A 25,263-nucleotide genomic window follows, 5' to 3' on the forward strand; every position below is an offset into this window, starting at 1 on the left:
AAACTCTAACTTATGGATGAAGCGGTGGTCTATTGACATCCTCCCCGGCCTGAAGGCACGGGGATTCCTACCGAGCCGTAGCTCCTCGGCGAGTTGACGTTTCATTGACTGCTGCTGCCTTCGCGGTAGTCTTACGCTTGCCTCCACGTCCGTTTAGTGTCTCGGACTGCCCGCCCGCGACTAATATATTTATTGCTGCATTCTCGTCTCTATCATGTTTTGCACCACAGTTTAGGCACTCCCATTCTCGCACCTTCAGGTCTAGCTTCCCACCTTTAAAGCCACAATTTGAGCAAACTTGGGATGTTGGCTCAAGGGCGACTAATTATTCTGAAATCGCGACCATATTTTTCTGCTTTTCCTTCTAAAAAAGTCCTGAATGTTCTCCAACCTAAATCAGAAATTGTTCTGGATAATTTGCGATTTTTCATCATTCCAGAAACATTGTCATACTTCTAAAACTATTACTTGGTTTTCGTTAATAATTTCAGTAGATAATTTATGTAGAAAATCTGTTCTGGTATCTTTTAACTTGGCATGAAATTTAGCAACTCTCAATCTGGCTTTTTCATAACGATTTGTACCTGTAGTTTTCTTAGATAATGATTTGCTTAACTTTCGATACTTCTTAATTCGTTTTTTCAGTGGCTTAGGAGCATCAACCTTTGTACCGTCACTAAATGTAGCAAAGGTTTTGATACCTAAATCTAAACAAAACTGAATTATCAGTTTTAGGTAAGGTTTCTGGTTGTATTTCTACTACAAAACTTAAGAAATATCTATTAGCTGAATCTTTGATTACTGTTACTGATGATGGAGTAGCAGGTAACTGTCACGGGCGAAACTATTTTTAGTTTCCCAATTTTAGCTAAATAAACTTTATGCTGACCAACTTTAAAACCACCTTTTCTAAACCTAGCAGTTTGCTTTGACTTTCTAGTTTTGAACTTAGGAGGCTTTATAGTTCTACCTTTGTGTTGACCTTTAGTTGATTTAAAAAAGTTTTGATAAGCTTGGTTTAAATCATTTAAAGATTGTTGTAGTGGTATATTAGAAACTTCCGATAACCACTCTCTATCTTCAGTCTTTTTGGCTTGAGTAATAAACAGTTTTTGTAGCTCGGAGTTAGTTGGCTTCTTCTGTCCTAATTTATACTTTTCTTGGCAGCAAGCTAGACTATCATTCCAAACAACACGTTCACGAAGTGTTGCGACAGCAAACACAGCCAAATAGCTTGGCTAATCGGTACTTTTGTCCTGATGTTGGATAGATACGATACTTAAATCTAGATTTCATAACCTGACTTTTGCTCCTAACAATATGGTAACATACTTATCAACAAAAATCAACTAAAAAGTCGCCCTAGAAGGGCGAGGCTTGAAACACAATTTTTCGGTCAAATTATGGTGGCGATCGCCACCATAAGTGTACTGGAGAGTCTATTTAACTATCGTCAAATTATCATTCATTTGTTATGAGCCATAAGTTCACAGTTAATATAGCAATATGATTAAGGGAAAAGGGGATTTTAATGAATATAGACTGTTGAGCGCCAGCTTTTATAGTAAGTATAAATTATGACTCAATTAGTAAAGCTTTTATCTAAAATTAAAAGCAATAGCTGAAGTCCGCAGTTCCTCCGCAGGAGGCTGACTGAAGTCCGCAGTTCCGACCTTATGAGGCTAGCTGACGGCTGAATACTACTATTGAAATTAGTGAAGTTATATATTTTAATGTGTCGCTGCTACATTATTTGGTTGTGCAGAGCGTAAAGTGTGGGATAAGTAAGTAGGGCAGGCCTATATAATCTAAAAGCACTGATATATAAAGCCTTAGCGCATTTTTGTCGCGAAGGGGGTGCAAATTTTTCAGCCTTTAAGACTAAAAAGTTAGGACGGGTGAGAGACACTTTCCAAAAAGATACAGGTACAATTATTCCTCCTACTTTCGAGCGTCTTCCCACGCTTCTCACATTCCCCTCCACGGTCGGGGGAGGGGCGAGGGGTTGGTCCCCACCCTCCCCACACTTCTTTGACGCACTACCAATTATTCCTCCTACTTTCTCAGCTCTCCCCACCCTCCCCACATTCCCCTCCTGGGAGGGTTAGGGATGGGTCCACCCTCCCCACAGGAACCACACTTTCTTGACGTACAACCCATTATTTTTAGGTAATCTATTCATCTCTTCAAACTATTTATACAGTAATAAATCTGAAGTTGCACATCTAAAATCAGCTCATTACTTAAGAGAAATATATACTAAAAAGTAAGCAAGATTTTCTCGCCTCATTGCAAAAAAATGCAATTTTTAACAAAAAAACTTTCAATATTAACGCCTATTGTAGCAGACAAATCAATAGCAACTTTTATTCATACTACAGACTTTAGAGCAGATAAAAATTTTGTCTAACGATCGGGGAATTCATTAATTGATAATGGATAATTGATAATTATCTCTGGTTAAAACCGCTACGGAATTGAATATAAGGAAATATTATTTCTTCTCTTGGTCGATTGGATATGGCGAGGGGACCCGCTCTTGACAGAGCCGCTCCGAATGGCGCCATCCCACCCTACGGGAAGCTGCGCTACGACCGCTTTTCCCCTTAAAAGGGAGGCTTTAAACCAGAATTATTTAATTACTAATTATTAATAATTAATAATTCTGTAAAGTTTTAAAAACTAGATTTTGAGCATCAACTCAAGTAAGCAGTAAAAACTATAATATTAAGATAATAGTAAATATATATTGTTACTCTGCCGAAATCAAACAGAGAAGATTTGTTGTAAATACTGATAGGCTATAATATAAGGTGAATAGATAATAATCCTTAACTGTCTGGATAGACAGCTAGTTTATTCTTGGAGCGGGCTTGTTAAATAAATTTAAAACTTTGACTAATCATGGTTTTGAGAATTATTAAAGCCTCATAAAGTTTAATAAATAAGCTTTATATAGTATCAAAATCAATATACCCATTGAAAATAAAGCAGTAAAACAATGAAATTAAAATGATGTCAAAATTTTACCTTTTTCCCTGTTCCCTAAACTAATGCTTAGGAACTTTTCAACAGATAATACATATGTTATTTTTTTATTTATATTACATACAGATGTTCAAACTTTTCGGTACACATCAAAATACCATTCTCAAGAATATTAAACACTGGCTAATAGAAAACCGTCGATTATTACTAACAGCTTCAACCTCAGCAGGTATCGTAATACTTTTACGCTCATTAGGTCTTTTGCAATCTTGGGAATGGACACTTTACGATTATTTTTTTCGCTTACGTCCAGGAGAACCATTAGATCCACGCATAGTAATTGTAGGAATTGATGAATCAGATATACAAAAGTATGGCTATCCTATAAACGATCAATCGATGGCTGAAATACTACAAAAATTACACTATCTTCAACCTCGTGCTATTGGCCTAGATATATATCGTGATTTTCCTAGAGAACCTGGCTATCAAAATTTCGTAACAGCTCTAGAAAATATTCCTAATATAGTTGGTATTGAGAGAATAGGAATAAAAGATAGTTTAGGAATCAAAGCACCTGAAATTTTGGTTCAAAAACAAGAAGTAGGATTTAATAATATACTAACAGATGCTGATGGAAAAATTCGCCGTGGCTTCCTCTATATGCACTTAGAAGATGGCAACTTTCGGAAAAGTTTTCCACTTAAGCTCGCTTTAAATTATTTAAAAAAGAAGGAATAGAGCCAAAAGCAGGCAATAAAGCTAACGATTTGCAATTAGGTCTAGCTGTATTTCACCGTTTGAAAAGAAATGATGGAGCTTATATTAGAGTTGATGCAGGTGGCTATCAAATTTTAGCAAACCCCAGAAAAATATCAGATAGTTTTCATATAGTTTCCATGAATGATTTACTATCTGGAAACATAACTCCAAACTTATTTAAAGACCGAATAATTCTCATTGGTTATACTGCAACTAGCGTTAAAGATTTTCATAGAAATTCTTACAGTAGTAGTTTATTTAATGCTCCCAAAGAAGTATCTGGGGTAGAATTACAAGCTAATTTTTTGAGTCAAATTTTGAGTTCAGCACTGGATGGTAGAGTTAATATTAAAGTTTTTCCTGAACCTATAGAATGGTTATTGATTATTACTTTTTCTTACATAGGTGCTAACCTAAGTTGGCAATTATTATTACCAAAAATCAATTATCACGATATTATTTATTAGTATTAGTTTGATGGGATTTTCTTATATTGTCTTTGTTGATAGTGGTTGGTGGTTTCCGATAATTCCCTCAATATTTGCCCTTAGTAGTTCTGCTGTTATGATTATGTTTCATCTTGCTCACTTAAAAGAAGAATGGCAAAAATCCACAGAATTTTTACAGTCAGTTATTAATGCAATTCCTGACCCTATATTTGTCAAAGATAAATATCATCGCCGCATTGTTTTGAATGAAGCTTATGGTAAATTTATTGGTTATTCTGTAGACGATCTACTTATCAAAACAGACTACGAATTATTTCCTCAAAATGAAGCTAATATATTTTGGCAACAAGATGAGTTAGTATTTCACACAAATCAACAGCAAGAAAATGAAGAATATTTTACAGATGCTCGTGGAATGACTCATATAGTTGCGACGAAAAGAACTCTTCATCAAGATGCAGCAGGAAATTTATTTTTAGTAGGAGTAATTAGAGATATTACTGAACGAAAAAAAATTGAGGAAAATCTGAAGGAAACAGCAACAAGATTAAAGATAGATAATGACAAACTCAAACTTTTAGGAGATTCTTTACATCATCAGGCTAATCACGATCCCCTCACCGGATTACCTAATCGTAAGCAATTTCATGAGCGTTTAAGTCAAGCTATTGAGTGGGCAAATATGAATGAACAAATGGTTGGTTTACTATTTCTAGACCTCAATGGATTTAAAGCTGTTAATGATACCCTGGGTCATAACATAGGAGACTTACTATTAAAATTAGTAGCACAAAGATTACAAGGGTGCTTAAGAGGAAGTGATACAGTGTCCCGGCTTGGAGGTGATGAGTTTACTGTGATTTTACCAGGTATACCAGGACAACTAGGAGCTTCTAGAGTAGCTGACAAAATTCGCAATACAATTAATAAACCTTTTCAATTAGAAGATCATATTGTGCCAGTGGGAACCAGTATTGGTATTAGTCTATATCCTCTTGATGGTAGAGACATTGACCAACTAATTCATCACGCTGATACTGCTATGTACGAAGACAAGAAACAGCAGAAGAAACAACGATAGATAGGAACAACGATAATTTTACCCAGGAATATATTACTGACTTGGAAATCACGCTCTGAGTTGGTTAACAATTCGGCTGAAGTATATCCTCGGTCTACCAAATGTTGCTCAGGCAGAAGGTCTTTTTCAGCAAGCCCTAAGTATTTGTGATTCTCTCTCCTCCTGACTCCTGTTTCCTGCCTCCTGAGTCCTGACGATAACTAATTATTCTTGTAACCAAACAGAAACTGACCCGCCATTACATCGAAATTTAGCCCAACCAGACTCGTTAGTACAAATGGGTTCCTGAATATGCTCCGTGAGGTCATAAAACTTAGCATTTGCCTGACCCACTTTCATCCACTTGTAACCTGGATAGCTATCGCTCATAATTACAGCCATTGCTTTCGGGTGTTCCTCATTACCCAAACGAGTCCAACCAACAGTATTATAATGATCGAAATAATCATATTGCTCACCATAAGCATAGTATTTGCGGGCAAAAAGTAACTTATCAATTATCCAACGGTGGGATGGTAAGAAAATCTGGTAACGGTTACCATCTTTTCCATAGTCTTCATACTCTGTACCATAATAGTCAGCATAAAAAACACAAGGGTATCCTTCACTACGTAACAAAATAATGGCATAAGCTAAAGGTTTGAACCAAGATTCAACAGGAGCTTCCAATGCTTGTAAAGGTTGTGAGTCATGGTTTTCCACAAAAGTTACAGCATTAATTGGACGTTCCTGCATCAAAGTACCATTGAGAATATAGCGCATATCATAATGTCCGCTCGACTTACTCGCATAGTAAAAGTTGTAATGTAGGGGAACATCAAACACAGACATTTTGCCACGAACTGAATTGATATACCAGTGCAGGGTATTAATATCGTTGAACCAATATTCACCCACCATAAATAAATCTTTCTGAAAATACTCCTCTAATAGATCGATCCAAAAAGGAAAAAACCAAGAAGAAATATGTTTAATAGCATCAAGTCGAAAACCATCAACCCCAGTAGTTTCCAGATACCATTTACCCCAACGTATCACTTCATCGCGAACTTCTCTACTCTGGAAATCAATATCACATCCCATCAGATAAGCGTAGTTGCCATTTTCTAACGCTACATAATCATCAAAGCTTTTCCTTTCAAATAAATAAATTGTATTTTGCTCTTTGCTGTAGTCATCATAATCAACTGCATCAAAATGCCACCAATGCCACTCGAAGTCAGAATACTTTTTTTGCCGACCGGGAAACGCGAAATGAGTATAAGCTTTAACTTCACGCATTCCTCCCTTGGGATAAATACGGTTATTTTTGGCAAAAGGAGTTGCTTTGACAATTTCAGTTCTATCAGCACCCATGCGGTGATTGAGAACTCCATCAGCATAGACTTGGATACCAACATTATGTAAAGCTTGAATGGCATCTAGATATTGTTGGCGATCGCCATATTTTGTCCTAACAGTACCTTGTTGGTCAAATTCCCCCAGGTCATACATATCGTAAACCCCATATCCCACATCATAAGTGCCGCCTATACCTTTATAAGCTGGTGGTAGCCACATCGCGGTAAATCCTGCATCTGCTAATTCTTGGGCCTTAGTTGCCACTTGATTCCACAGAATCAAATTTGGGTCAATATACCAGTGGAAATATTGCATCATTACGCCGTTAATTTCTGCCATTTTCGGAAATCCTCAGAGTTGCTAATTATTATTATGGCTGTTTAGTGTGGGTGAAGCAATAGTTGTGTTGTTGGGGGTAATTAACAGCTTGACATAATCTATGATTATCTACTATAATCTGCAATTATCTATATTTGATTTGATGCTACTAGGATTTAAAACTGAACTACATCCGAATAACCAGCAAAAAACATTGCTGGCTAAACACGCGCTTTGTAGTTTGCTGGCGCAAAGCTTTCCTATCGGAATGCTACCGCAAACGCTAACGCCATGCCTATAATTGTGGACTATGGTTAACGAGGAACATTCTTAATCACAATTCTAATAATCCTGGTAGTAAACTGAAATTTCCTACCGCAATCGACCTGCATAAGCTTTTGATAGCAATGGTTAGACCCAAAAACTCCTGGTATTATGAAGTATCTAAAACAGCGCCTCAATACGCTTTGAGGTATTTATCAAATGCTTGGAAGCGTTGCTTTAGTAAAGTGTCTGGTCAACCTAAATTTAAGAAAAAAGGTAAAGACGATAGTTTTCCTGCGGAATGCTACGCAAACACTTTAGATGGTTCAATATCAGTAGGTGTGTTTCATATAAAACTGCCCCGAATTGGATGGATTAAAACTTATGAAATACTGCCAGATAATGTAACTCCTAAATCTGTAACTATAACTAAAAAAGCTGATAGATGGTTTGTCAGTTTCGCTCTGAGAAACAGAATCTCAAATTACTGAGAAATCAGTAGATGTAGTTGGTGTAGATTTAGGTATAAAATCTCTAGCTACGTTATCCACTGGTGAGGTATTCCCTGGAGCTAAATCTTACAAAAAGTTAGAAGCTAAACTCTCTCAACTGCAATATTTAAACAGACACAAAACTAAATTCTCTAATAACTGGAAAAAGGCTCAACTGAAGATAGCTCAGTTACACAACAGGATAGCTAACATCAGAAGAGATACATTGCATAAACGCGCCTACTTACTTGGCTAAAAACCACAACCCACCCCCATCCCCTCCCGGGAGGGGAGCTAGAGGGTGGGTGAAGACCTTAATGTATCAGGAATGATGGCAAATCATAAGTAGGGGCGCCATTCGTCAGCTATGCGTCAGCAAACGGCCGAAAGCTTGCGCATAACTATCGTTAACGCCCCTACGAAGGCAGTTGCTGACATGGGTTTTTACGAGTTCAGAAGACAGTTAGAGTACAAATGTAAATTATTAGGTTGCTGAGTTAATCATCGTTGATAGATGGTTTCCCAGTTCTAAAACCTGCAGTAGGTGTGGAACTGTAAAAGAGTCTCTGTTGTTATCAGAGCGCGTAATCAAATTGCGAACACTGCAATTTTAGTTGTGATTGCTCCGCAACGCTAGCGCGAACGAGACTTGTTTGCGTAGCATTCCGTAGGAAATGCAGCATTAAATTTAGCTCAGGCGGTCAGTTTGCTCCGCAACGCTAGCGCGTTTCGCGTCAGCGTTGCAAAGCAAACGACCGTGACAGCTTGTGGACTGGACAGGCGCCGACGTTACCAGCAATAGGGAACAGAAATAGACTAAAAATCAGATAATCATAGATTTTATGAGATTTTTGTAGATTTCTGGGAACGGTTAACAACAGTATTAAAATAACTTAGTTGTGCGTCAAGAAAGTGTGGTTCGTGTGGGGAGGGTGGACCCACCCTAACCCTCCCAGGAGGGGAATGTGGGGAGGGTGGGGAGAGCTGAGAAAGTAGGAGGAATAATTCTACCTGTATCTTTTCCTAACTTTTTGGTCCAAGAAGCTTAAATATTTGCACTTTTTTCGCGATCAAAATGCGCTCAAGCTTTATATATCAGTGCTTTTAGATTAGATTCGCACTTTTGCCAACCTTACTTATCCCACACATTACGCGCTCTGCACAACCACAGGACTTACGCACGGACACTAAATCAAGTGAGGGCGTTAGCGGAGCTTGGCGCTAGCCAATGCCATTCGCCCCTACATATAAGGTTTTCAAGATGAATTTGCGTAAGTCCTGAACCAATAACTTGAAAAAGTTAGATATTATTAGATATTTATTGTGATATAATAGATTTATGTCTAATTTATTAACGGTATCTGAAGCAGCAAAACTGCTAGGAGTGTCAACAAAAACAATTAGACGATGGGATACTGAAGGACGGATCAAATCAATCCGTACCGAAGGCGGTCATCGTCGTTTTACTATCACTGACTTGATAGGTAATAAACAAGATAATTCTTTGACCGTTGCCTATGCTAGAGTCAGTAGTCATGAGCAAAAAGATGAGTTAGAGCGCCAAAAAATAGTTTTACAAGCTTACTGTGCTAAACAAGGTTGGTCATTTGAAGTTATATCAGACCTGGGTAGTGGTTTAAACTATCGCAAAAAAGGACTGATTAAGTTAATCAAATTAATTTGTTCAGAGCAAGTAGAACGATTAGTTTTAACTCATAAAGACAGATTACTGAGATTTGGTAGTGACTTAATATTTACTTTGTGTGAAATATTTGCTACAGAAGTAGTTATTATTAATCGTTCTGAGGATTCTACCTTTGAGGAAGTCTTAGCACCAGATGTTATAGAAATAATTACAGCTTTTTCTGCCAGACTTTATGGTTCAAGAAGCAGCAAAAATCAGCAAATTGTCCAACAATTAAAAGAGGTAGCTGACCAATTGAAATGAAATTAATCAAGACTAAACTTCGAGTATCATTTCCCCTCGGGTAGCGCAATAGAACCCCGTTCCACGTTGAGAACGTAAAATTCTTATAAATAAATCGAAATCTCCTTTCAAAGAGGGAGTAGTGGGTCGCGCAACCCCGTCTTTTAAGGCGAAATATTTTTGGCTCCTTGCTCAAATCCCCGTTACAACAATAACTTCTGTACGGGTGCCATTCGGCAGCTTTGCGTCAGCAAATGGCCATATAGCCTGACGGCATGGGCTTCGCAAGGACGCCCCTACTGACTTCTGACTTCTGACTTCGTTAAATGCCATGATTTGATAAATGAGTTAAAGTTGTTCAAAGTAATATTAGTTAAGGTATGCTGAGAGCCAATGAACCCACTAAATCGGTTTTCTGATCGAGCCAAAGATTACGCTCAGTATAGACCAAATTATCCAAAAGAAGCGATCGCTTTAATGATTTCTGGATTTGAAAATCCTTCTGAATTAGTAGTAGCAGATATTGGAGCTGGTACAGGAATTGGTTCTAGAATGTTAGCTGAACAAGGTATTAATGTAATAGCTATTGAACCAAATATTTCAATGAAAAATGCTGCTCAATCTCACCCTTTAATAAAGTTTAGAGAAGCAACAGCAGAAGCGACTAATCTTCCTAATGAATCAGTTGATTTAGTGACTTGTTTTCACGCTTTTCATTGGTTTAATCTCGAACCTACTCTACAGGAATTTCACAGGATTTTAAAACCATCTGGCAAATTAGCACTTTTATGGAATAACTGGAATAGAGAAGATGGATTTACCAAAGAAAATAGTAACTTAATGAAGGAGATATCTAAACATCATCCAAACACTAAAAAAAAGCGACACTTTTCAATTGCTTCTATAGAAAAAAGTTCCTATTTTGTCAATTTCCAACATTCAACATTTGCTCACAGACAAGAGTTAGATTTACCAGGATTAATAGGTCGTATTATGAGTTCTTCATCAGTGCCAAATCAAGGTTATGAACGAGAACAAATTACGGCAAGTTTGAAAGGATTATATGAGCGATGGGTAGATAAAAAAGGTTTAGTTTATTTAGTCTATCGTACAGAACTATATATTGCTGAACCCAAGTTAATAATTACTCCAAATCAGTTTTGATATTCAATCCGCCTAATTGCATATAGATCCTATTAAGATAGTAGGGGAGTAGGGTAGAAATTGAGATAAATCCTAGATTGCCACCCTGTTATAAAGTAATATCATCAGGACTTACCCAGAGACTCTACATACAGGGAGAGGGCGAATGGCATTTGCGCTCCGCAAAGCTCCGCTTTATATGGCCCTCACTGGATTTAGTATCCATGGGTAAGTCCTGTTAATATAGATTTAATATGAGATAATATATCTTATTCTTGTAGCTATCCTTTCAAGAGCTAGTAGAAAAAGCAATGGATTATCTCAGTTCATAAATATTAACTATGATATGTTTTAACTATCAATACACAGTGGCAAATAAACTACACATTTAGTTTGCTTGTAAGCATTTCCTGCGGAATGCTGCGCAAACAGATAGCTCGCTGTCAGCTCTCAGCTCTCATGAGGGGTTTTAAATGAATATAGACTGTTTCAGCCGACTTTGGTAGTAATATCATGTCCGGATAAGAGCGTGATGAAAAAATCTTCTCTTTTTCTTCCCTCTTTTTCTTCCCTCCTGTAGGGGCGTTAACGATAGTTATGCGCAAGCTTTCGGCCGTTTACTTGCGCATAGCTCCGAATGGCGCCCCTACTCCTGACTTCCTGACTTCCCTCCACCGGAGGGGTTAGGGGTGGGTTGGGAGGGGAGGGGCGAGGGGTGGGTTGACTCCTGACTCCTCTATCGTTATTTATAACTATTCAACCGGACATAATGTAAGTATAAATTCTGCCTCAATTACTAAAGCTTTTATCTAAAACTAAAAGCAATAGCTGAACGCTGTTTGCGTAGCATCCCGCAGGAAAGCGCTGACGGCTGTTTGCGCAGCATTCCGGAGGAAATGCTTACGTTTGCTTCTTATTTTTAGTCACTGTAAAAGTGCAAAATTTACTAAATCTTTCTATTTTTCTAATACGCTTTTAGCAATATATGCAAATTAAATGTTCAATTACTGATTTAATATTTTGATTTACTTTATTATAAATTGACTAAAAAATCAGTATAAAACGATGCAAAAAGTAAATTAACACTCTGACATACTGAAATTATAGTATCTCCAAAGGCACTTTCAACAATTAATAATTAATAATGAATAATTAATAATTAACAATTACCTCTCCTTGAAAACAAATAGGATTGACTCAAAGGAAAATTTTTCTTCTCTTAGTCGATTGGATATGTAGTTATATAGAATTATTCCTCCGATAAAGCAATAATTTCTTAGGAGATAGTGTATTTATTTGTCTAGCATTAACAACTTTAGGGTTAGTATGTTTTATCGAAAAGCAGTCATAGGCAACTGAAAAATCATTAATTAATTCTAGGAGTAATTAGGAGTAAAATAAGAGTGAAAAATAAAGTATTTCCAGCAAAAAAAACAAACAAGAAAAAACGCGATTTTTCTACTTTGAACCATTGGTTTAAATCTCTAACCCTAAGTATAATACCTGCCCTTTTAACTGCTTTACCAGTAAATGCAGCAAAGCAGATTTCTGTTGGTCACAAAGGTCTAAATATTTTTATTCCTGTATCAGCATTAGAAAATTATGCCAAAAGTGGAGAAATTAGCTATGAACTAGCTAGTTATATGCTACTGTTAGAAGCTGAAAAAGAAGATAAATATCGGGAACTATTACAAAACCGTTATAATTTTCCTCCTCAGATAGTCTCTCAATTTATCAACTCGCCTATGGGAGAATTATTCGTCAGAAATTTAGGGCAAGTAATCAAAACTTCATCAAGTTCTGAAAATGAGAATTTAACTGCTGTTGAAAATGGTGCTGAAGAAATTAGAACTGCTTTATTAAAGGCCGCTCATGATACTAACGGCTTAAGTATCATCAATTTTATCCGTCATTTTCCCAGTGATACAATCTGGCTAGATACAAAAGAAATTTTGGCTGTAACTGAAAAAATCACTGCTGTACAAGAAGACACAAAAACTTTTATAGAAACTGTAGCAAATCTCACACAAACAGAAGCTTACAGAGAAGAAAAAGTAGATTTTTCTCGGTTACCAGATATTAGGAAAAAAGGACAATATCGCTTTTCCAAGCAACAAATTATCCTGGAAGATGAAGGGCGCGATCGCCGTTTTTCAGTACAACTTTATTTACCCAACATCTCTTCAACAGAAATATCAATTCCTGTCGTTGTAATTTCTCACGGTTTAGGTTCCAATGGAGTTAATTTTGAAAGTTTAGCTAAACATTTAGCTTCTTATGGATTTGCTGTTGCTCTACCTCAACACCCAGGTAGTGATTATGAATATATCCAGAAGTTTTTAGCAGGTAAAACTCAGGAGATGTTCAATGGCAATGAATTTATTGACCGTCCCTTAGATATTTCTTTCTTATTAAATGAATTAGAGCAGTTAAATCAATATCAATTCCACAATCAATTAAACCTGAAAAAGGTAGGTATATTTGGTCATTCCTTTGGTGCTTATACTGCCTTTGCTTTAGCAGGTGCAGAGATTAACTTTCAGCAACTAAAACAAGACTGTGGCCCACAAATGGAAGTGTTGAATATGTCGCTGCTGTTACAGTGTCGTGCTTTGGAATTAAAGCCTCAAAAATATAACTTGAAAGATGATAGAATTGGAGGAATATTTGTACTAGATCCAGTCAATAGTAGTTTATTTGGAAAAGCTGGTTTAAGTCAGATTGAGTTACCTGTGTTGTGGGGAAGCGCAAGTGAAGATAAAATTACTCCTATTGTTTTAGAACAAGCAAACTCTTTTACTTGGTTGACAACTCCTGATAAATATTTGGTCTTAACAGAGGGAGCAGATCATATCAATATTGATTTTGAGGCAATTAGAGAAAATAGTTTTACTTCTCTAGCAGAGTTAATTCAACCAGATCCAGAAGTAGTCAATGGTTATGCTAACGCTTTTGGTTTAGCATTCTTCCAAACCCATGTCGCCGATCGCCCTGAATATAGTTCATATTTGCAAGCATCTTATGCTCAGACCATCGGTGAACAACCTTTTAATCTGAGTTTTGTACGGTCTTTATCAGAAATTCAGTTAAGTAAAACATTGAAACAGGCAAGAAAAACTAATTGAGACGATCTCCAATTGGGTATCTCAAGAGTGTGGTGTGAGCTATAGGAAATAATATGAACAAACCTAAATCATTCCGCACATTATGATCATAGTAATACACATTCAGATGGTCAGAAAATTGTGGCCTGCTCTACATGAATGCGCAATCAGTTTTTTGATTGCCTATTGCCTGAGTAATATCATGTTCATTTACAGCGCTTTTCAGATGAGTGAACCACAAAAGTGTAAAATGTAACTAAAGACAAAATAGTTATCTAGAGCGATCGCCAAACGAAAAAATGGCCAGACCATATTCACCAGATTTACGTCTTCGTGTGATTAGAGCCTATCAAAACAAAGAAGGTTCTCAACGTCAAATAGCACAAAGATTTCAAGTTAGTTTGACTTTTGTCCGTAATTTCAGAGCGGCATTATCGAAACACAGGAACTGTGAATCCAAAACAACATGGAGGAGGACCCAAGACTAAAATTGAAAATTATTTTGATTTTTAATGAGCGCAGAAAATTCAACAAAAACCAGATATTTTACTTTGTGAATTATGCCAGTATTTTCAAAGTAAGACAGGAGTAAAAGTTAGTGTATCAACAATGTATCGAACGCGTGAAAAACTCAATATAACTAGAAAAAAAAGTATTTGTGCTTCGGAACAAGAGAGAGAAGATATTAAGCAAAAACGCTACGAATATCGAAAATGGTTGGATTTAATAGATATACATAATTTAGTATTTGTTGATGAATCAGGGGTTAATTTAGGCATGACTCGTGCTTATGGCAGAGGAACAAGAGGAGAAAGAGTAGTCACAAATACTCCTAGAAATCGAGGTCGCAATACAAGTGTATTAGGGGCATTAAGTATAGATGGTTTAATTGCATCAATGACAGTAATTGGCAGTACAAATAAAAAAATATTTGAAGTATATATTGAACAAATTTTAGTACCTCAATTATGGCCTGGAGCAATTGTATTGATGGATAATTTAAGTATTCATAAAGGGCCAAGAATTGAAGAATTAATTAACTCAGCAGGAGCAAAATTAATATTTTTACCAGCTTACTCTCCAGATTTGTCACCTATAGAATTATGCTGGTCAAAATTTAAAAATTTCCTCCGTTCTTATGAGGCCCGAACTTCAGAACAATTGGATCGAGTTATTAGTTTAGCGATCGCTCAAATAACTGAAGATGATGCCGTGGGTTGGTTTGAACATTGTGGTTTATTCATATGAAAACCGCTGTAATAGCGCTATAGAACTCCGTTCCGCTGACGCGACAAAAAAACTTTCTTCTTTTCCTCCTCTTTATTCTTGCTTCTTTCTTGATCAGGACTTACGCACAGACACTAAATCTAATGAGGGCGAATGCCATTCGCCCCTACATATAGCGCTTTCAAGGTAAATTTGCGTAAGTCCTGTTCATTTCTTCCCTCCTGACTTCCCCTCCCCTCCTGGGAGGGGTTAGGGGTGGGTTGGGAGGGGAGGGGCGAGGGGTGGGTTGACTCCTGACTCCTGACTCCTGACTTCTGACTCCTTCATCGTTAATTTATAAGTATTCAACAGGAGATGATATAAAGCACCATACTACTTATTTTTTGTGAGTTTACCTTTTAATTGATATCTGACTGTGGAATAAACTGCTTTGTAGGAAGCATTGATATCATATTCTTCTTTCAACCATTTTTGAATTTCTCCATAACTCTGAAAACCATTATCGGGGTCGTTAAGTCGTTTTTGTAACCCATCTCGTGCTGCTGGTGGAATTGCTGGTTTGCGCCCCCCACTTTGTTTGACCTGCAATAACCCCGATAATCCTTCCTTGCGATATTGTCTCAACCACCTTTGTACTGTAATCCGATTTACCCCTAAAGTAACTGCCAATTCTTTGACAGTTGACACTTGACCAATTTTAAATAGATATAGTGCCTGAATCTTCTGAAAGCCACTAGCAGTTTTTTGGCCATTTAGCAATGTTTTGAGTTCTGGGACTGTTTCTGTAATTTCTATTTTACATACCCCGGCCATATTTATTTCCTCTCAAGTCCATACTGCTGTTATCTGATAAAAATCTTTTCTATAATATCTGTAGCATACAAAAAGTAAATTATTCTGATATTTTTTTAATGAAAAGCAAAGAATATAGCATTCCTCAAGTTACTGAAGTATAGTTGTTTTTCTTCTGTTCTCACAGGAGTGCGCTACCAGGTGCGTGTGTAGCACCCCAAGGGGTTGCACCCCTATTCCCAATTTGCCGAATTATATCATGTCCGGTAGCAAAGGAAGAAGGAAGAAGGAGGAAGGAAGAAGGAAGAAGGAAGAAATTAGAAAAACCTGACCCAACTCTTCTCTACTGCCTACTGCCTAAAAATAATGTTTTATCTGTTGACATCGTACTTTCTAACTAAATCAGTTGATAGTTTGTGCAGAAAATCAGTCCTAATATCTTTAATTTTTCCATGTTTGCGCAGCATGACCTAGGAAAGCTTACCTATTTTTAGTCTAGGTTTTTCACCGCGTTTACTACCTAGTTCAGTTTTGACAAATTTACGTTGAAACTTAGCTAATTTCTTAAGGTTATTTTTGAGAGGTAATGATAGCTTAAATTTCTCGCCATTACTCAATGTTGCAAAAGTTGAAATACCCAAATCAATACCTATGGAGTTTCCAGTTTTAGGTAAATTTTCAGCACAATTTTCTACAACAAAGCTAGCAAAACAACGATTAGCTGCATCTCTGATGATTGTCACAGAAGTAGGTTTACTAGCTAATGGTCTTGACAAAACTATTTTTATTCTGCCTACTTTTGGCAAGTAAATTTTATCTTGACTAACCTGATAGTTATCTCCTACAAATCTAGCTGTTTGTCTAGACTTCCTTAACTTAAATTTAGGAGGCTTTACTTTAATTCCTTTACGTTTACCTTTACAACTATCAAAGAAATTTTTGTAAGCTTGGTCTAAATCTTTTAGAGATTGTTGCAATGGAGTGGATGCTACTTCTTTTAACCAAAGTAATTCTTTTTTGGCTTGAGTTATAAATTGTTTAGTTAAATCAACATAGCTAGGTTTCTTTTCACCATTAGTATACAGTTGATTACAATGTGAATCGCGATTGATTCCAAACGTACCTACAACAACCAAATAGTTGATTTAGTTTAGTTATTTGAACATGGCTTGGATAGATTCGGTATTTGTACCTGGCTTTCAATTTTATCGACCTGCTACTAATATTAACTGCTATATTATACCATGGGTTGGTATTCATCCTGACGCTCCCCTGCGGGAGAGTGCGGGTCTTCTACCAACATCTAGATAAAAAAAGCTAACGGCTAATACATGATGTGCTAATTGCTTTACTGATGAAATTGAAAGGAGCAACTATGGGTCAGAAAAACCCAGTCAAAGTTATTATACTTATCCTGTTTTTAGGTTATGGCATTTCAATTTTTTGGCTAAATAATGTACAAAAAAAATCCATAGCTCTAGCTCAAGCAAAGATAGCTAATTTAGGAGATATTAATCAAGATTCTGATGTTAATAAACTTAGAGCTGCTCTAACTCAATTGCCAGAAGCAATAGATACTTTAGAACAAGTTATTCAACTGCCTGGTGTACCTTTACAACCTGTATCTAGAGAAATAACTAAACTAAATTATCAACTTATTGCAGTCAAGCGAAAACTCTATTTAGCAGAACATGGATTAATCTATTTAAGGTTAGCAAAACAATCTGCAATGGCAGCAGCTTTATTAGTACAAAATCCTCCTCATCCTGTTGAGACTTGGTATCAAGCGCAGCAAAAATGGCAATACGCAATTAATTTATTAGAAAAATTCCTGAAGAAAGTTTGTCATATCCAGAAGCTAGAGAAAAATTAAAGCTTTATCGAGAAAATTATCAAGTAATAACTAAAAGATTTAATTTTGCCAAACAGGCAATTAATCTAAATAATCAGGCTAAACAAAAGATGGAGGCAGGAAATTATCAAGGTGCTATTAAGGATTTAAATAAAGCTATAAGTCTTAATCCTGGTCAAAGTGAATCTTACTTAAGTAGGGGAGTTGCTTATTCTCAATTGGGAAGGAGAATAGGAGCGATCGCTAACTTTGACCGGGCGATAGAAATTAATCCTGAAAATGCTCAAGCTTATTATTATCGAGGGGATGAATATCTACAAATAGGAGAGCAGAAAAAGGCTCTTCAAGACTTAAATAAATCTATCAAAATTGATGCTAATAATCCTAGGTCATACTTTAATAGAGGCATAGTTTACTACTTAATTGGAAATCAAAGTGAGGCGATGGAAAATTTTCAGCAGGCAGCTTTTTTCTTTGGGTTAGATGGCGATTCTGATAATCAAAAAATTGCAGTAGATATGTTAGATAAATTTCAACAAAATTAGATTTAATTGGAGGAAGAGGAATCAGGAGTCAGGTAGGGGAGTAGGGAAGTGAGGGAGAAGTAAACATAATAATAATTAATGCACTCCTAGGGTGCAAATTATCAAAAAGGTGATTATGTCTGTATTATTTACTTAATAATTGAAGTGCTACCTAAGTTAAACATTAATGCATGGTAATTGGTATGATACCAGTCTAAGGAAAGGTTAGAACAGATCAAAAGCTTCAAACTCAGACAAAGTCATTTTTTTCCTTCGGCATTGCTGAACCAAGAGATGAATCTTTGCAGAAAAGGTAAATCTCATCTTTATACTTCCTCTTTACTCTAAAACTATAATTCCAATGCGCAAATATGCAACGCCCCCAAACTCTCCACACTAATTCCAATGCGCAAATATGCAAGCCATATTTTTCCTTCTTCCCTCTTCCCTCTTCCCTCTTCCTTCTTCCTTCTTTTTGTAAGTCATAGCAAGTACTCCCAAGCTTCACTAAGAATCTGACTTAGCAGTTGTCTTTGGGCCATATTTAATAAATGATCGTCTGCTAGAACCTCCTCCTTAAGCTCCTCTATGGACTTCCCTTGAGAACGAGCAACATTAACTACGCCAGCTATAGCTAGAGCAATAAGTTCATCGTTAACTGGTTGTTGTCGCAAAGCAATTACTTCTCGATCGCTTGTGGGTACAGGATAATTCATGTCAACTCCCTTACTGTCTTTGAGATTTTGTCACTACTCTACTTATTGGGGCTAAACTATTTTGTAGGCTTGAGCGATGTTTACCAATTTGAAGATAGCCATCTAGAGACAGATTTATCTTTACCTATCAAAAGAGAGTAGAAACTTAAAAAGATACTACCCAAAGAAAAATTTTTCTTGGGTATACTTAATAGTAGAAAATATTGTAAACTTTTATATTAGATAAAACTTTAATCTAATAAGCATAGCATACATTAAAATATTGTCAACTTTAAGATTAAAAATTAATTCCCAAAAAACACAGATGAAAGAAATTCTCTATTTAGAAGTACCAACGCCAGATACAAAAACTGTTTGTCAATGGTTACAGCATAAATTTCAGTCGGGATTAGGTGATAAAATTCTGACTTCAGATGGTTTTGTTGTGAAATTTTCTCAAGATCCTACTCAAGAACTTTCTGTATTTACCTGGTCATTACAACGAACTACTTATCTCAAAGTTTTTGCTCAAGGAAATGTATCTTCAATACAAAAACAATTCATTTCATCTTTGACTAGCAACTTGAGAAAAGAATTTCCTTTAAATTATCCAGAACCTCCCATAATTGACCTATCAAATCAGTCAATTTTTACAGCTTTAGCATCTGATTATCCTCTGACTGTAAAATATTTTCAAAAAATGCCTCAAGGGGAATACGATCTTAAACGTTTATACTGGTGGGAAAAACGTTGGCGCGAATCAGTTAAAAATCCTCAAACACCAAAACAAGTAGTGTGGAAAAAGGAGTTAGGAACAAATAATAATTCTGTTGAATATGACCTAATTTATGTTGGTGGTGCTCTGGGAGTTATTCATGCAGCTGTCATGGCAAAATTGGGGTACAAAGTATTATTATTAGAACGTTTGACTTTTGGTAAAATGAATCGAGAATGGAATATTTCTCGCTCCGAACTACAAAGCTTAATTGACTTGGGTTTATTTACTGCTGCAGAAATAGAAGGTTTAATTGCTAGAGAATATCAAGACGGATTTAACAAATTTTTTGATAGTAATAACCCTGACTTTGCTAAAGCTGCAATTCTTCATACTCCTACAGTTTTAAATGTGGCATTAGATTCAGAAAAAGCACTCACTTTATCTGGGATAAAACTACAAGAATCAGGAGGAAAAATTGTAGATGAAACAGAATTTATTAAAGCTGAAGTTGAACCAGAAAAAGTTGTAGTTTATACTCAAAATCTATCTAACAAAACTGAACAAGTTTTCTCTGGGCGTTTGTTAGTAGACGCTATGGGTAGTGCTTCTCCCATCGCTTGGCAATTAAATGGTAAACGTGCTTTTGACAGTATCTGTCCAACAGTTGGAGCAGTAATTAATGGTGGAATTGAACCAGAAGTTTGGGATTCAAATTATGGAGATGTTCTCAACAGTCATGGCGATATTTCTCGTGGCAGACAATTAATTTGGGAGTTGTTCCCTTGTGCTGGTAATGAGTTAGCAATTTATTTATTTCATTACCATCAAGTTCATCCTGAAAATCCTGGTTCTTTGTTAGAAATGTATGAGGATTTTTTCGCAATTTTGCCAGAATATCGACGGTGTGACATGGATAAATTAGTCTGGAAAAAGCCAACTTTTGGTTATATTCCTGGGCATTTTAGTATCAAAGGTAGCGATCGCCAGGTAGCTTTTGACCGTTTAATTTGTATCGGTGATGCTGCTTCTCTCCAGTCTCCTTTAGTATTTACTGGTTTTGGTTCTTTAGTCAGAAATTTACCTCGTTTAACCGATCTTCTAAATACTGCTTTAAAACATGATTTACTCAGTGCGAATCACTTAAATCAAATTCGTGCTTATCAAAGTAATATTGCTGTTACTTGGTTATTTTCTAAAGGCATGATGGTACCAACTGGAAAGTTTTTACCTCCTCAAAGAATTAATTCTATATTGAATACATTTTTTGGATTATTAGCAGAGGAACCTCCAGAAGTAGCAGATACTTTTATTAAAGATAGGGCTAATTGGTTTACTTTTACAAGATTAGCTCTAAAAGCAGCTAGAAAAAATCCTTATCTTTTATTGTGGATTCTAGATTTTATCAACTTTCAAGAAGTATTACTCTGGACAATCAGTTATATCAATTTCACTTTATTTAGTTTGATGAATTTCCTATTAGGATGGTTGCCTAGTTTTGCCCGTTGGATTCAACCTTGGTTAGAACCTCGTTATCCTAGTTTATGGTTTTGGATATTGGCTAATAGTTATGCCTTAACTTATAATGTTGGTCAACCAAAAGTGAAATTTACACTACAAAAATCGGTGTTGGTGAATTAGTGTATGATATTAATCTTAATTACTTAGGAGTCAACCCACCCCTAACCCCTCCCTGGAGGGGAAGTCAGGAGTCAGGAGGGAAGAAAGAAGAAGAAAGAGGAGTAGAAGGATAAAGTTATTGGTCGCGTAAACGGAATAGAAAATAAGAAAAAAACTGTATCTCAGTAACTTAAAAAACGCTATATTATTTGATTACTAATTAACAGCACAATCTCTCACAATCAAATTTATAGGTATGTTCAACAATTAATAATTACCTATTCTTATAAAGAAGAGGATTGGCTAGAGAGTTGAGAATAACCGGAAAATATAGCAGTGGAAGGAAAGAACCAGGACAGATTAAAAGCTTAAAACTCGGACAGCGTAAAATTTGGCCTTCTTTCTTCTTCCTTCTTTCTTCTGTTACCGAATAATTAATAATTAATAATTAAATAATTCTGGTTTAAAGCCTCCCCTTTTAAGGGAAAAAGGCGGTCAAGGGATGGCGTTTGCTATCGCAAAGCTGCGCTAAAAGCGGAGCGGCTCTGATAAGAGCGGGTCTCCTTGCCATATCCAATCGACCAAGAGAAAAGAAATAATATTTCTTTATATTCAATCCTCTCTGTTTTAACCAGAGGTAATTATCAATTATCCATTATCAATTATCAATTATTGAACCAGCTTCACTCCATAGTTAGAACTAAAAATCTCAAAGAATTATGCGGTTAGATTTAGAAGGATTAGAAATTACAAAGGGTGAACTTAAACATCTAAGTGGAGTAAGTTTAGGTAAAATATTGCGACCCCCCACCAAAACTAAATATTTATTAGAAGGTTTGAAAAGTTTACTAATAGCTTTGCTTTTATTAGTTAGTTACTGGATGGTAGTACAAATCTTAAATAAACACCATTTATTATTAATAATTATTTATTTAGGTATGGCAATAGGATTATTTTTAGAAGATATCTATAAAATATTTATGACTCGTAAAAATCAACGTCTGATTAGATTGTTTGAGGATGTAGATAAATATAATTCGATAGTTCAAGCGATCGCTATTAATGACAGAATTGAAGCTGCTGGGAACCCCCAAGTTAAATTAAGTAATCGTACTAAAATTATAGAGGCTATCAAACTAATTAGAGAAGATTTAATTAGAGCTTTGAAAACCGAGCGAATTATCCGGGAAAATCAGAAATTTATTAATCATAATACAGACTTATTTACCTTTAATTTTAATACTTTGACAGGTTTGCAAATTAATGACAAAGCTAGCGAACATGGAAAATTACTTAACGAAGCCTTAGAAATAGCAATCGAAGTTAGGGAAGAGATGAAAAAATTACAAGACGAACATTCGCTAAACCAAAGGAATTCTAATTAGAGTTTGCTGAAAAAGTCTTTTTGCTAAGGTAGGGAGTAGGGAGTAGGGAGTAGTGAAGAGAAGAGGAGGAATCAGGAGTTGTAGACGACGTACAAAGGAAAAATTATCCCAAGATTTTTTTGTCTCTTAACTTACCCCAATACTCACTTTTTGAGCCTTCCGTAAGGCAAATACCTGCTACTTTTTCACTACCTAAAAATGCCAAAACCTTTATATATCAATACTTTTAGATTTAATCAGCCACGCCCTAAGTAAGAATTAGAAGTCTACAAAAAAGGTAAGCTTTTACCCTGATATCGCAACGAATAAGTTGCTGAGGACTTATGCTGATATGAACCTCAGACAGGGAAATATTTTTCCTCTGTTTCCTGTTCCTTGTTCCCTGCTATCTAATATCATGTCCGGATAATTAGTTATAAAAAAAACTTTCTCCTTCTTCTTCTTCCTTCTTCCTTCTTCTTTCTTCCCTCCTGAGTTCTGAGTTCCCCTCCTGGGAGGGGTTAGGGGTGGGTTGACTCCTGACTCCTCCGTCGTTATTTATTTATAACTGTTCAACCAGACATGATATAAGCATTTCCTGCGGACTGCTGCGCAAACAGCTATTAGCGGTCAGCTCTTCCTCCCGAATGTCCTCGCATTCAGTTTTTTAATAAATGAAGTAAAATTTCGTTTAACTTATACTACATTTTCCACTTATAAATTGAAGCACAAGAAAGACTTGTTTTGAGTTTTTAACCCATACAATTCAAGCTAATGAAGCTGATAGCTGACGGCTGTTTGCGCAGCATTCCGCAGGAAATGCTTACCCTGCTATATCATGTCTCTTTGAATAACCAAAATAAAAATTTACGGAATAGGGAGCAAGGGAAAATTCGTTTGCTCCACATTCCGCACAGAAAAAATATTCTCGCTTCAACAGAAGAACATTTTTATTATGGCTAATTAATGAGACTTGATATAACTACAGTCTTAAATATATTTAGACCTGATTTTTTATAGTTTTGTCAGCAGACAAGAGATTAATCAAAAAAAATTCACAACATCCCGATGGGATTATATTTCAAGGTGTAGGGACTTATTCAGAAATATGATATAGCAACCTTCTTTAGGTCAGGACAATAAATATGGGTTGTTTGCGCAGTACTTAGGTAAGAAAAAGCAACAGGCAAAAGAGGAATGTCCTATGTAATGCTATACCTTCAAGACCAGCTTAAAAATATGCATAGGAGTGTTGAGACATTTGAGTTAGGTCAGTCATGCAAGTACCAATTAGAAAATAAACTACCATCATTGCAGCAGCAGATGTAGCAACTAAAATACCAGCTAGCATTAGGGAAAACTCTCGATGATTGAATGATTCCTGCATGAGATGCAGAGACCAAGCCACTAAGGCCACATCAAGAATAAGAATAGTGAATAACATAAGTTACATTTTGTAACAGTTCCTCTATTCTAACAACATTTCTTAAAAAAATACCCTAAAATTTTTACTAAAAAAATCTAAATATCATCTTAACCATGTCTCACAGGAACTTGATGGTTAGCCAAATAATTCTTAATTTCCGACACGCTTAGTTGACCATAATGAAGTAAAGAAGCAAGTAAAGCTGCTTCTGCTCTACCCTCAGTTAAAGCCTCAAAAATGTGCTGACAGTTACCTGCACCGCCAGAAGCAACCACTGGAATTTGAACATTCTCTGCTATAGCTCTAGTAAGGGCTAAATCATAACCAGCTTGAGTTCCATCAGCATCCATACTTGTAACAAGAAGCTCTCCTGCACCTCTTTTCTCAACTTCCAATGCCCAAGATATTGCATCTTTGCCAGTATTTTCTCGTCCACCCCGCACATAAACGTCCCATCCTAATTTATCTGGGTCCAGACGACGACGGGCATCAATAGCTACTACGATACATTGATTCCCGAAGCGGTCACTTGCCCGATCAATCAAGTCAGGATTCCGTACCGCTGCGGAATTTATACTGATTTTATCTGCACCTGCTCTTAATAAATCTTTAATATTTTCTAAGGATTGGATACCACCGCCAACTGTTAGAGGTATAAAAACCTGCTCTGCAGTCCTATAGACCACATCTATTATGGTACCTCGGTCTTCGTGAGTAGCAGTAATATCAAGAAATACCAATTCATCAGCACCAGCATCATTGTATACTTGGGCCAGTTCTACAGGGTCTCCAGCATCTTGAAGATCGACAAAGTTGACACCTTTAACTACTCGACCTGCATTAACATCAAGACAAGGTAAAATTCTTTTGGCTAGCATAGAAATAAGTTATTTATAAACGACGGAGTTAGAAGTCAAAAGTCAAAAGTCAAAAGTCAAAAGTTAGAAGGGAAGAAAAAGGTGCTGGCAAAATGCCCACTATACCTGCACTGAGAAGTTAGAGGTCAAAAAGTCAAGAGTGCAGGAGAGCTTCTTGTTACAAGTATGGATGCTGATGGAACTCAAGCTGGTTATGATTTAGCCCTTACTAGAGCTATAGCAGAGAATGTTCAAATTCCAGTGGTTGCTTCTGGCGGTTGCAGGTAACTGTCAGCACATTTTTGAGGCTTTAACTGAGGGTA

Annotated in this window: 27 protein-coding genes and 1 pseudogene; 16 read left to right on the forward strand and 12 right to left on the reverse strand. The window is 36.3% G+C overall.

The window, feature by feature from the left end; translation table 11 throughout:
* Positions 1–67: 67 nt before the first annotated feature.
* Genes SAGCYANO_RS49735 through SAGCYANO_RS49755 form a run of 5 tightly spaced genes read right to left on the reverse strand, consistent with a single transcriptional unit; the run spans position 68 to position 1,296 of the window.
* Positions 68–253 carry a zinc ribbon domain-containing protein gene (locus SAGCYANO_RS49735; protein WP_307786293.1) on the reverse strand — a complete coding sequence of 62 codons (186 nt, stop codon included), beginning with the start codon at positions 251–253 and terminating at the stop codon, positions 68–70.
* 58 nt (positions 254–311) lie between these two features.
* On the reverse strand, positions 312–434 hold the full coding sequence (locus SAGCYANO_RS49740) for a hypothetical protein (protein ID WP_307786294.1): 123 nt from the start codon (positions 432–434) through the stop codon (positions 312–314).
* 13 nt (positions 435–447) lie between these two features.
* Positions 448–729: a transposase gene (locus SAGCYANO_RS49745; protein WP_307786296.1), complete on the reverse strand. Its 282-nt coding sequence runs from the start codon at positions 727–729 to the stop codon at positions 448–450.
* Positions 730–782: 53 nt separating this feature from the next.
* The gene (locus SAGCYANO_RS49750; RefSeq protein WP_307786295.1) at positions 783–1,223 is read right to left on the reverse strand and encodes a hypothetical protein; all 441 of its coding nucleotides are present in this window, start codon (positions 1,221–1,223) and stop codon (positions 783–785) included.
* Complete coding sequence (locus SAGCYANO_RS49755) at positions 1,198–1,296, reverse strand: helix-turn-helix domain-containing protein (protein ID WP_307785931.1); 99 nt, start codon at positions 1,294–1,296, stop codon at positions 1,198–1,200. Before SAGCYANO_RS49755 ends, SAGCYANO_RS49750 begins: the two co-directional genes overlap by 26 nt.
* Positions 1,297–3,114: 1,818 nt before the next feature.
* Between SAGCYANO_RS49755 and SAGCYANO_RS48590 the strand changes: the two genes are divergently transcribed.
* The 3 genes from SAGCYANO_RS48590 to SAGCYANO_RS46710 are packed head-to-tail and all read left to right on the forward strand — an operon-like array spanning position 3,115 to position 5,280.
* A complete protein-coding gene (locus SAGCYANO_RS48590; RefSeq protein WP_255502872.1) occupies positions 3,115–3,729 on the forward strand; it encodes a CHASE2 domain-containing protein in 615 nt (204 codons plus the stop codon).
* Positions 3,730–3,758: 29 nt separating this feature from the next.
* Positions 3,759–4,217 (forward strand): CHASE2 domain-containing protein, encoded by a 459-nt coding sequence (locus tag SAGCYANO_RS48595; protein WP_255502873.1) that lies wholly within the window; start codon positions 3,759–3,761, stop codon positions 4,215–4,217.
* A 10-nt stretch (positions 4,218–4,227) separates the two neighbouring features.
* The gene (locus SAGCYANO_RS46710; RefSeq protein ID WP_237397112.1) at positions 4,228–5,280 is read left to right on the forward strand and encodes a GGDEF domain-containing protein; all 1,053 of its coding nucleotides are present in this window, start codon (positions 4,228–4,230) and stop codon (positions 5,278–5,280) included.
* A 204-nt stretch (positions 5,281–5,484) separates the two neighbouring features.
* Here SAGCYANO_RS46710 and SAGCYANO_RS38850 read toward each other — a convergent pair whose 3' ends face one another.
* Positions 5,485–6,960: an alpha-amylase gene (locus tag SAGCYANO_RS38850; protein WP_202224906.1), complete on the reverse strand. Its 1,476-nt coding sequence runs from the start codon at positions 6,958–6,960 to the stop codon at positions 5,485–5,487.
* Positions 6,961–7,102: 142 nt separating this feature from the next.
* Between SAGCYANO_RS38850 and SAGCYANO_RS46715 the strand changes: the two genes are divergently transcribed.
* The 7 genes from SAGCYANO_RS46715 (at position 7,103) to SAGCYANO_RS38880 (ending at position 15,116) form a co-directional block, all read left to right on the forward strand.
* Complete coding sequence (locus SAGCYANO_RS46715; RefSeq protein ID WP_237397117.1) at positions 7,103–7,240, forward strand: helix-turn-helix domain-containing protein; 138 nt, start codon at positions 7,103–7,105, stop codon at positions 7,238–7,240.
* Between the two features lie 106 nt (positions 7,241–7,346).
* Positions 7,347–7,694 carry a hypothetical protein gene (locus SAGCYANO_RS46720; RefSeq protein WP_237397113.1) on the forward strand — a complete coding sequence of 116 codons (348 nt, stop codon included), beginning with the start codon at positions 7,347–7,349 and terminating at the stop codon, positions 7,692–7,694.
* A 34-nt stretch (positions 7,695–7,728) separates the two neighbouring features.
* Complete coding sequence (locus tag SAGCYANO_RS46725; RefSeq protein WP_237397118.1) at positions 7,729–7,950, forward strand: transposase; 222 nt, start codon at positions 7,729–7,731, stop codon at positions 7,948–7,950.
* A gap of 1,083 nt (positions 7,951–9,033) precedes the next feature.
* Complete coding sequence (locus SAGCYANO_RS38860; protein ID WP_202224907.1) at positions 9,034–9,642, forward strand: IS607 family transposase; 609 nt, start codon at positions 9,034–9,036, stop codon at positions 9,640–9,642.
* Between the two features lie 372 nt (positions 9,643–10,014).
* Positions 10,015–10,785 carry a class I SAM-dependent methyltransferase gene (locus tag SAGCYANO_RS38865; RefSeq protein WP_202224908.1) on the forward strand — a complete coding sequence of 257 codons (771 nt, stop codon included), beginning with the start codon at positions 10,015–10,017 and terminating at the stop codon, positions 10,783–10,785.
* A gap of 1,382 nt (positions 10,786–12,167) precedes the next feature.
* Positions 12,168–13,889 carry an alpha/beta hydrolase gene (locus SAGCYANO_RS38870; RefSeq protein ID WP_202224909.1) on the forward strand — a complete coding sequence of 574 codons (1,722 nt, stop codon included), beginning with the start codon at positions 12,168–12,170 and terminating at the stop codon, positions 13,887–13,889.
* 504 nt (positions 13,890–14,393) lie between these two features.
* A complete protein-coding gene (locus SAGCYANO_RS38880) occupies positions 14,394–15,116 on the forward strand; it encodes an IS630 family transposase (RefSeq protein WP_202224087.1) in 723 nt (240 codons plus the stop codon).
* Between the two features lie 351 nt (positions 15,117–15,467).
* Here the strand turns inward: SAGCYANO_RS38880 and SAGCYANO_RS38885 are convergent, their stop codons facing one another.
* Positions 15,468–15,908: a helix-turn-helix domain-containing protein gene (locus tag SAGCYANO_RS38885; RefSeq protein WP_202224910.1), complete on the reverse strand. Its 441-nt coding sequence runs from the start codon at positions 15,906–15,908 to the stop codon at positions 15,468–15,470.
* Between the two features lie 143 nt (positions 15,909–16,051).
* On the opposite strand from SAGCYANO_RS38885, the gene SAGCYANO_RS38890 reads away from it, so the two are divergent.
* Complete coding sequence (locus SAGCYANO_RS38890) at positions 16,052–16,288, forward strand: hypothetical protein (RefSeq protein ID WP_202224911.1); 237 nt, start codon at positions 16,052–16,054, stop codon at positions 16,286–16,288.
* Positions 16,289–16,357: 69 nt separating this feature from the next.
* Here SAGCYANO_RS38890 and SAGCYANO_RS46730 read toward each other — a convergent pair whose 3' ends face one another.
* Positions 16,358–17,023 (reverse strand): transposase, encoded by a 666-nt coding sequence (locus SAGCYANO_RS46730; RefSeq protein ID WP_237397114.1) that lies wholly within the window; start codon positions 17,021–17,023, stop codon positions 16,358–16,360.
* Positions 16,977–17,147, reverse strand: a complete 171-nt coding sequence (locus tag SAGCYANO_RS51095) for a helix-turn-helix domain-containing protein (protein ID WP_375340082.1) — start codon at positions 17,145–17,147, stop codon at positions 16,977–16,979. The genes SAGCYANO_RS46730 and SAGCYANO_RS51095 overlap by 47 nt, the downstream gene beginning before the upstream one ends.
* Before the next feature lie 76 nt (positions 17,148–17,223).
* Between SAGCYANO_RS51095 and SAGCYANO_RS38900 the strand changes: the two genes are divergently transcribed.
* Complete coding sequence (locus SAGCYANO_RS38900) at positions 17,224–17,760, forward strand: hypothetical protein (protein ID WP_237397115.1); 537 nt, start codon at positions 17,224–17,226, stop codon at positions 17,758–17,760.
* Entirely contained in the window at positions 17,730–18,284 is a 555-nt protein-coding gene (locus tag SAGCYANO_RS38905; protein ID WP_202224913.1) for a tetratricopeptide repeat protein, read from the forward strand. Before SAGCYANO_RS38900 ends, SAGCYANO_RS38905 begins: the two co-directional genes overlap by 31 nt.
* 461 nt (positions 18,285–18,745) lie before the next feature.
* Here the strand turns inward: SAGCYANO_RS38905 and SAGCYANO_RS38915 are convergent, their stop codons facing one another.
* Positions 18,746–18,979 (reverse strand): hypothetical protein, encoded by a 234-nt coding sequence (locus SAGCYANO_RS38915; protein WP_202224915.1) that lies wholly within the window; start codon positions 18,977–18,979, stop codon positions 18,746–18,748.
* Between the two features lie 304 nt (positions 18,980–19,283).
* Here SAGCYANO_RS38915 and SAGCYANO_RS38920 point away from each other — a divergent pair, with 304 nt between their 5' ends.
* Together SAGCYANO_RS38920 and SAGCYANO_RS38925 are read left to right on the forward strand one after the other, a co-directional pair.
* Positions 19,284–21,314 (forward strand): flavin-dependent dehydrogenase, encoded by a 2,031-nt coding sequence (locus SAGCYANO_RS38920; RefSeq protein ID WP_202224916.1) that lies wholly within the window; start codon positions 19,284–19,286, stop codon positions 21,312–21,314.
* A gap of 698 nt (positions 21,315–22,012) precedes the next feature.
* Positions 22,013–22,678, forward strand: a complete 666-nt coding sequence (locus SAGCYANO_RS38925) for a hypothetical protein (protein ID WP_202224917.1) — start codon at positions 22,013–22,015, stop codon at positions 22,676–22,678.
* Positions 22,679–23,888: 1,210 nt separating this feature from the next.
* Here SAGCYANO_RS38925 and SAGCYANO_RS38930 read toward each other — a convergent pair.
* Together SAGCYANO_RS38930 and hisF are read right to left on the reverse strand one after the other, a co-directional pair.
* Positions 23,889–24,101 (reverse strand): hypothetical protein, encoded by a 213-nt coding sequence (locus SAGCYANO_RS38930; RefSeq protein ID WP_202224918.1) that lies wholly within the window; start codon positions 24,099–24,101, stop codon positions 23,889–23,891.
* A gap of 89 nt (positions 24,102–24,190) precedes the next feature.
* Positions 24,191–24,961: an imidazole glycerol phosphate synthase subunit HisF gene (gene hisF / locus SAGCYANO_RS38935; protein WP_202224919.1), complete on the reverse strand. Its 771-nt coding sequence runs from the start codon at positions 24,959–24,961 to the stop codon at positions 24,191–24,193.
* Positions 24,962–25,096: 135 nt separating this feature from the next.
* Between hisF and SAGCYANO_RS38940 the strand changes: the two are divergent.
* A pseudogene (locus tag SAGCYANO_RS38940) lies at positions 25,097–25,263 on the forward strand (HisA/HisF-related TIM barrel protein); the annotation flags it as partial.

Source organism: Okeania sp. KiyG1, from assembly GCF_014132355.1.
GTDB lineage: Bacteria > Cyanobacteriota > Cyanobacteriia > Cyanobacteriales > Microcoleaceae > Okeania.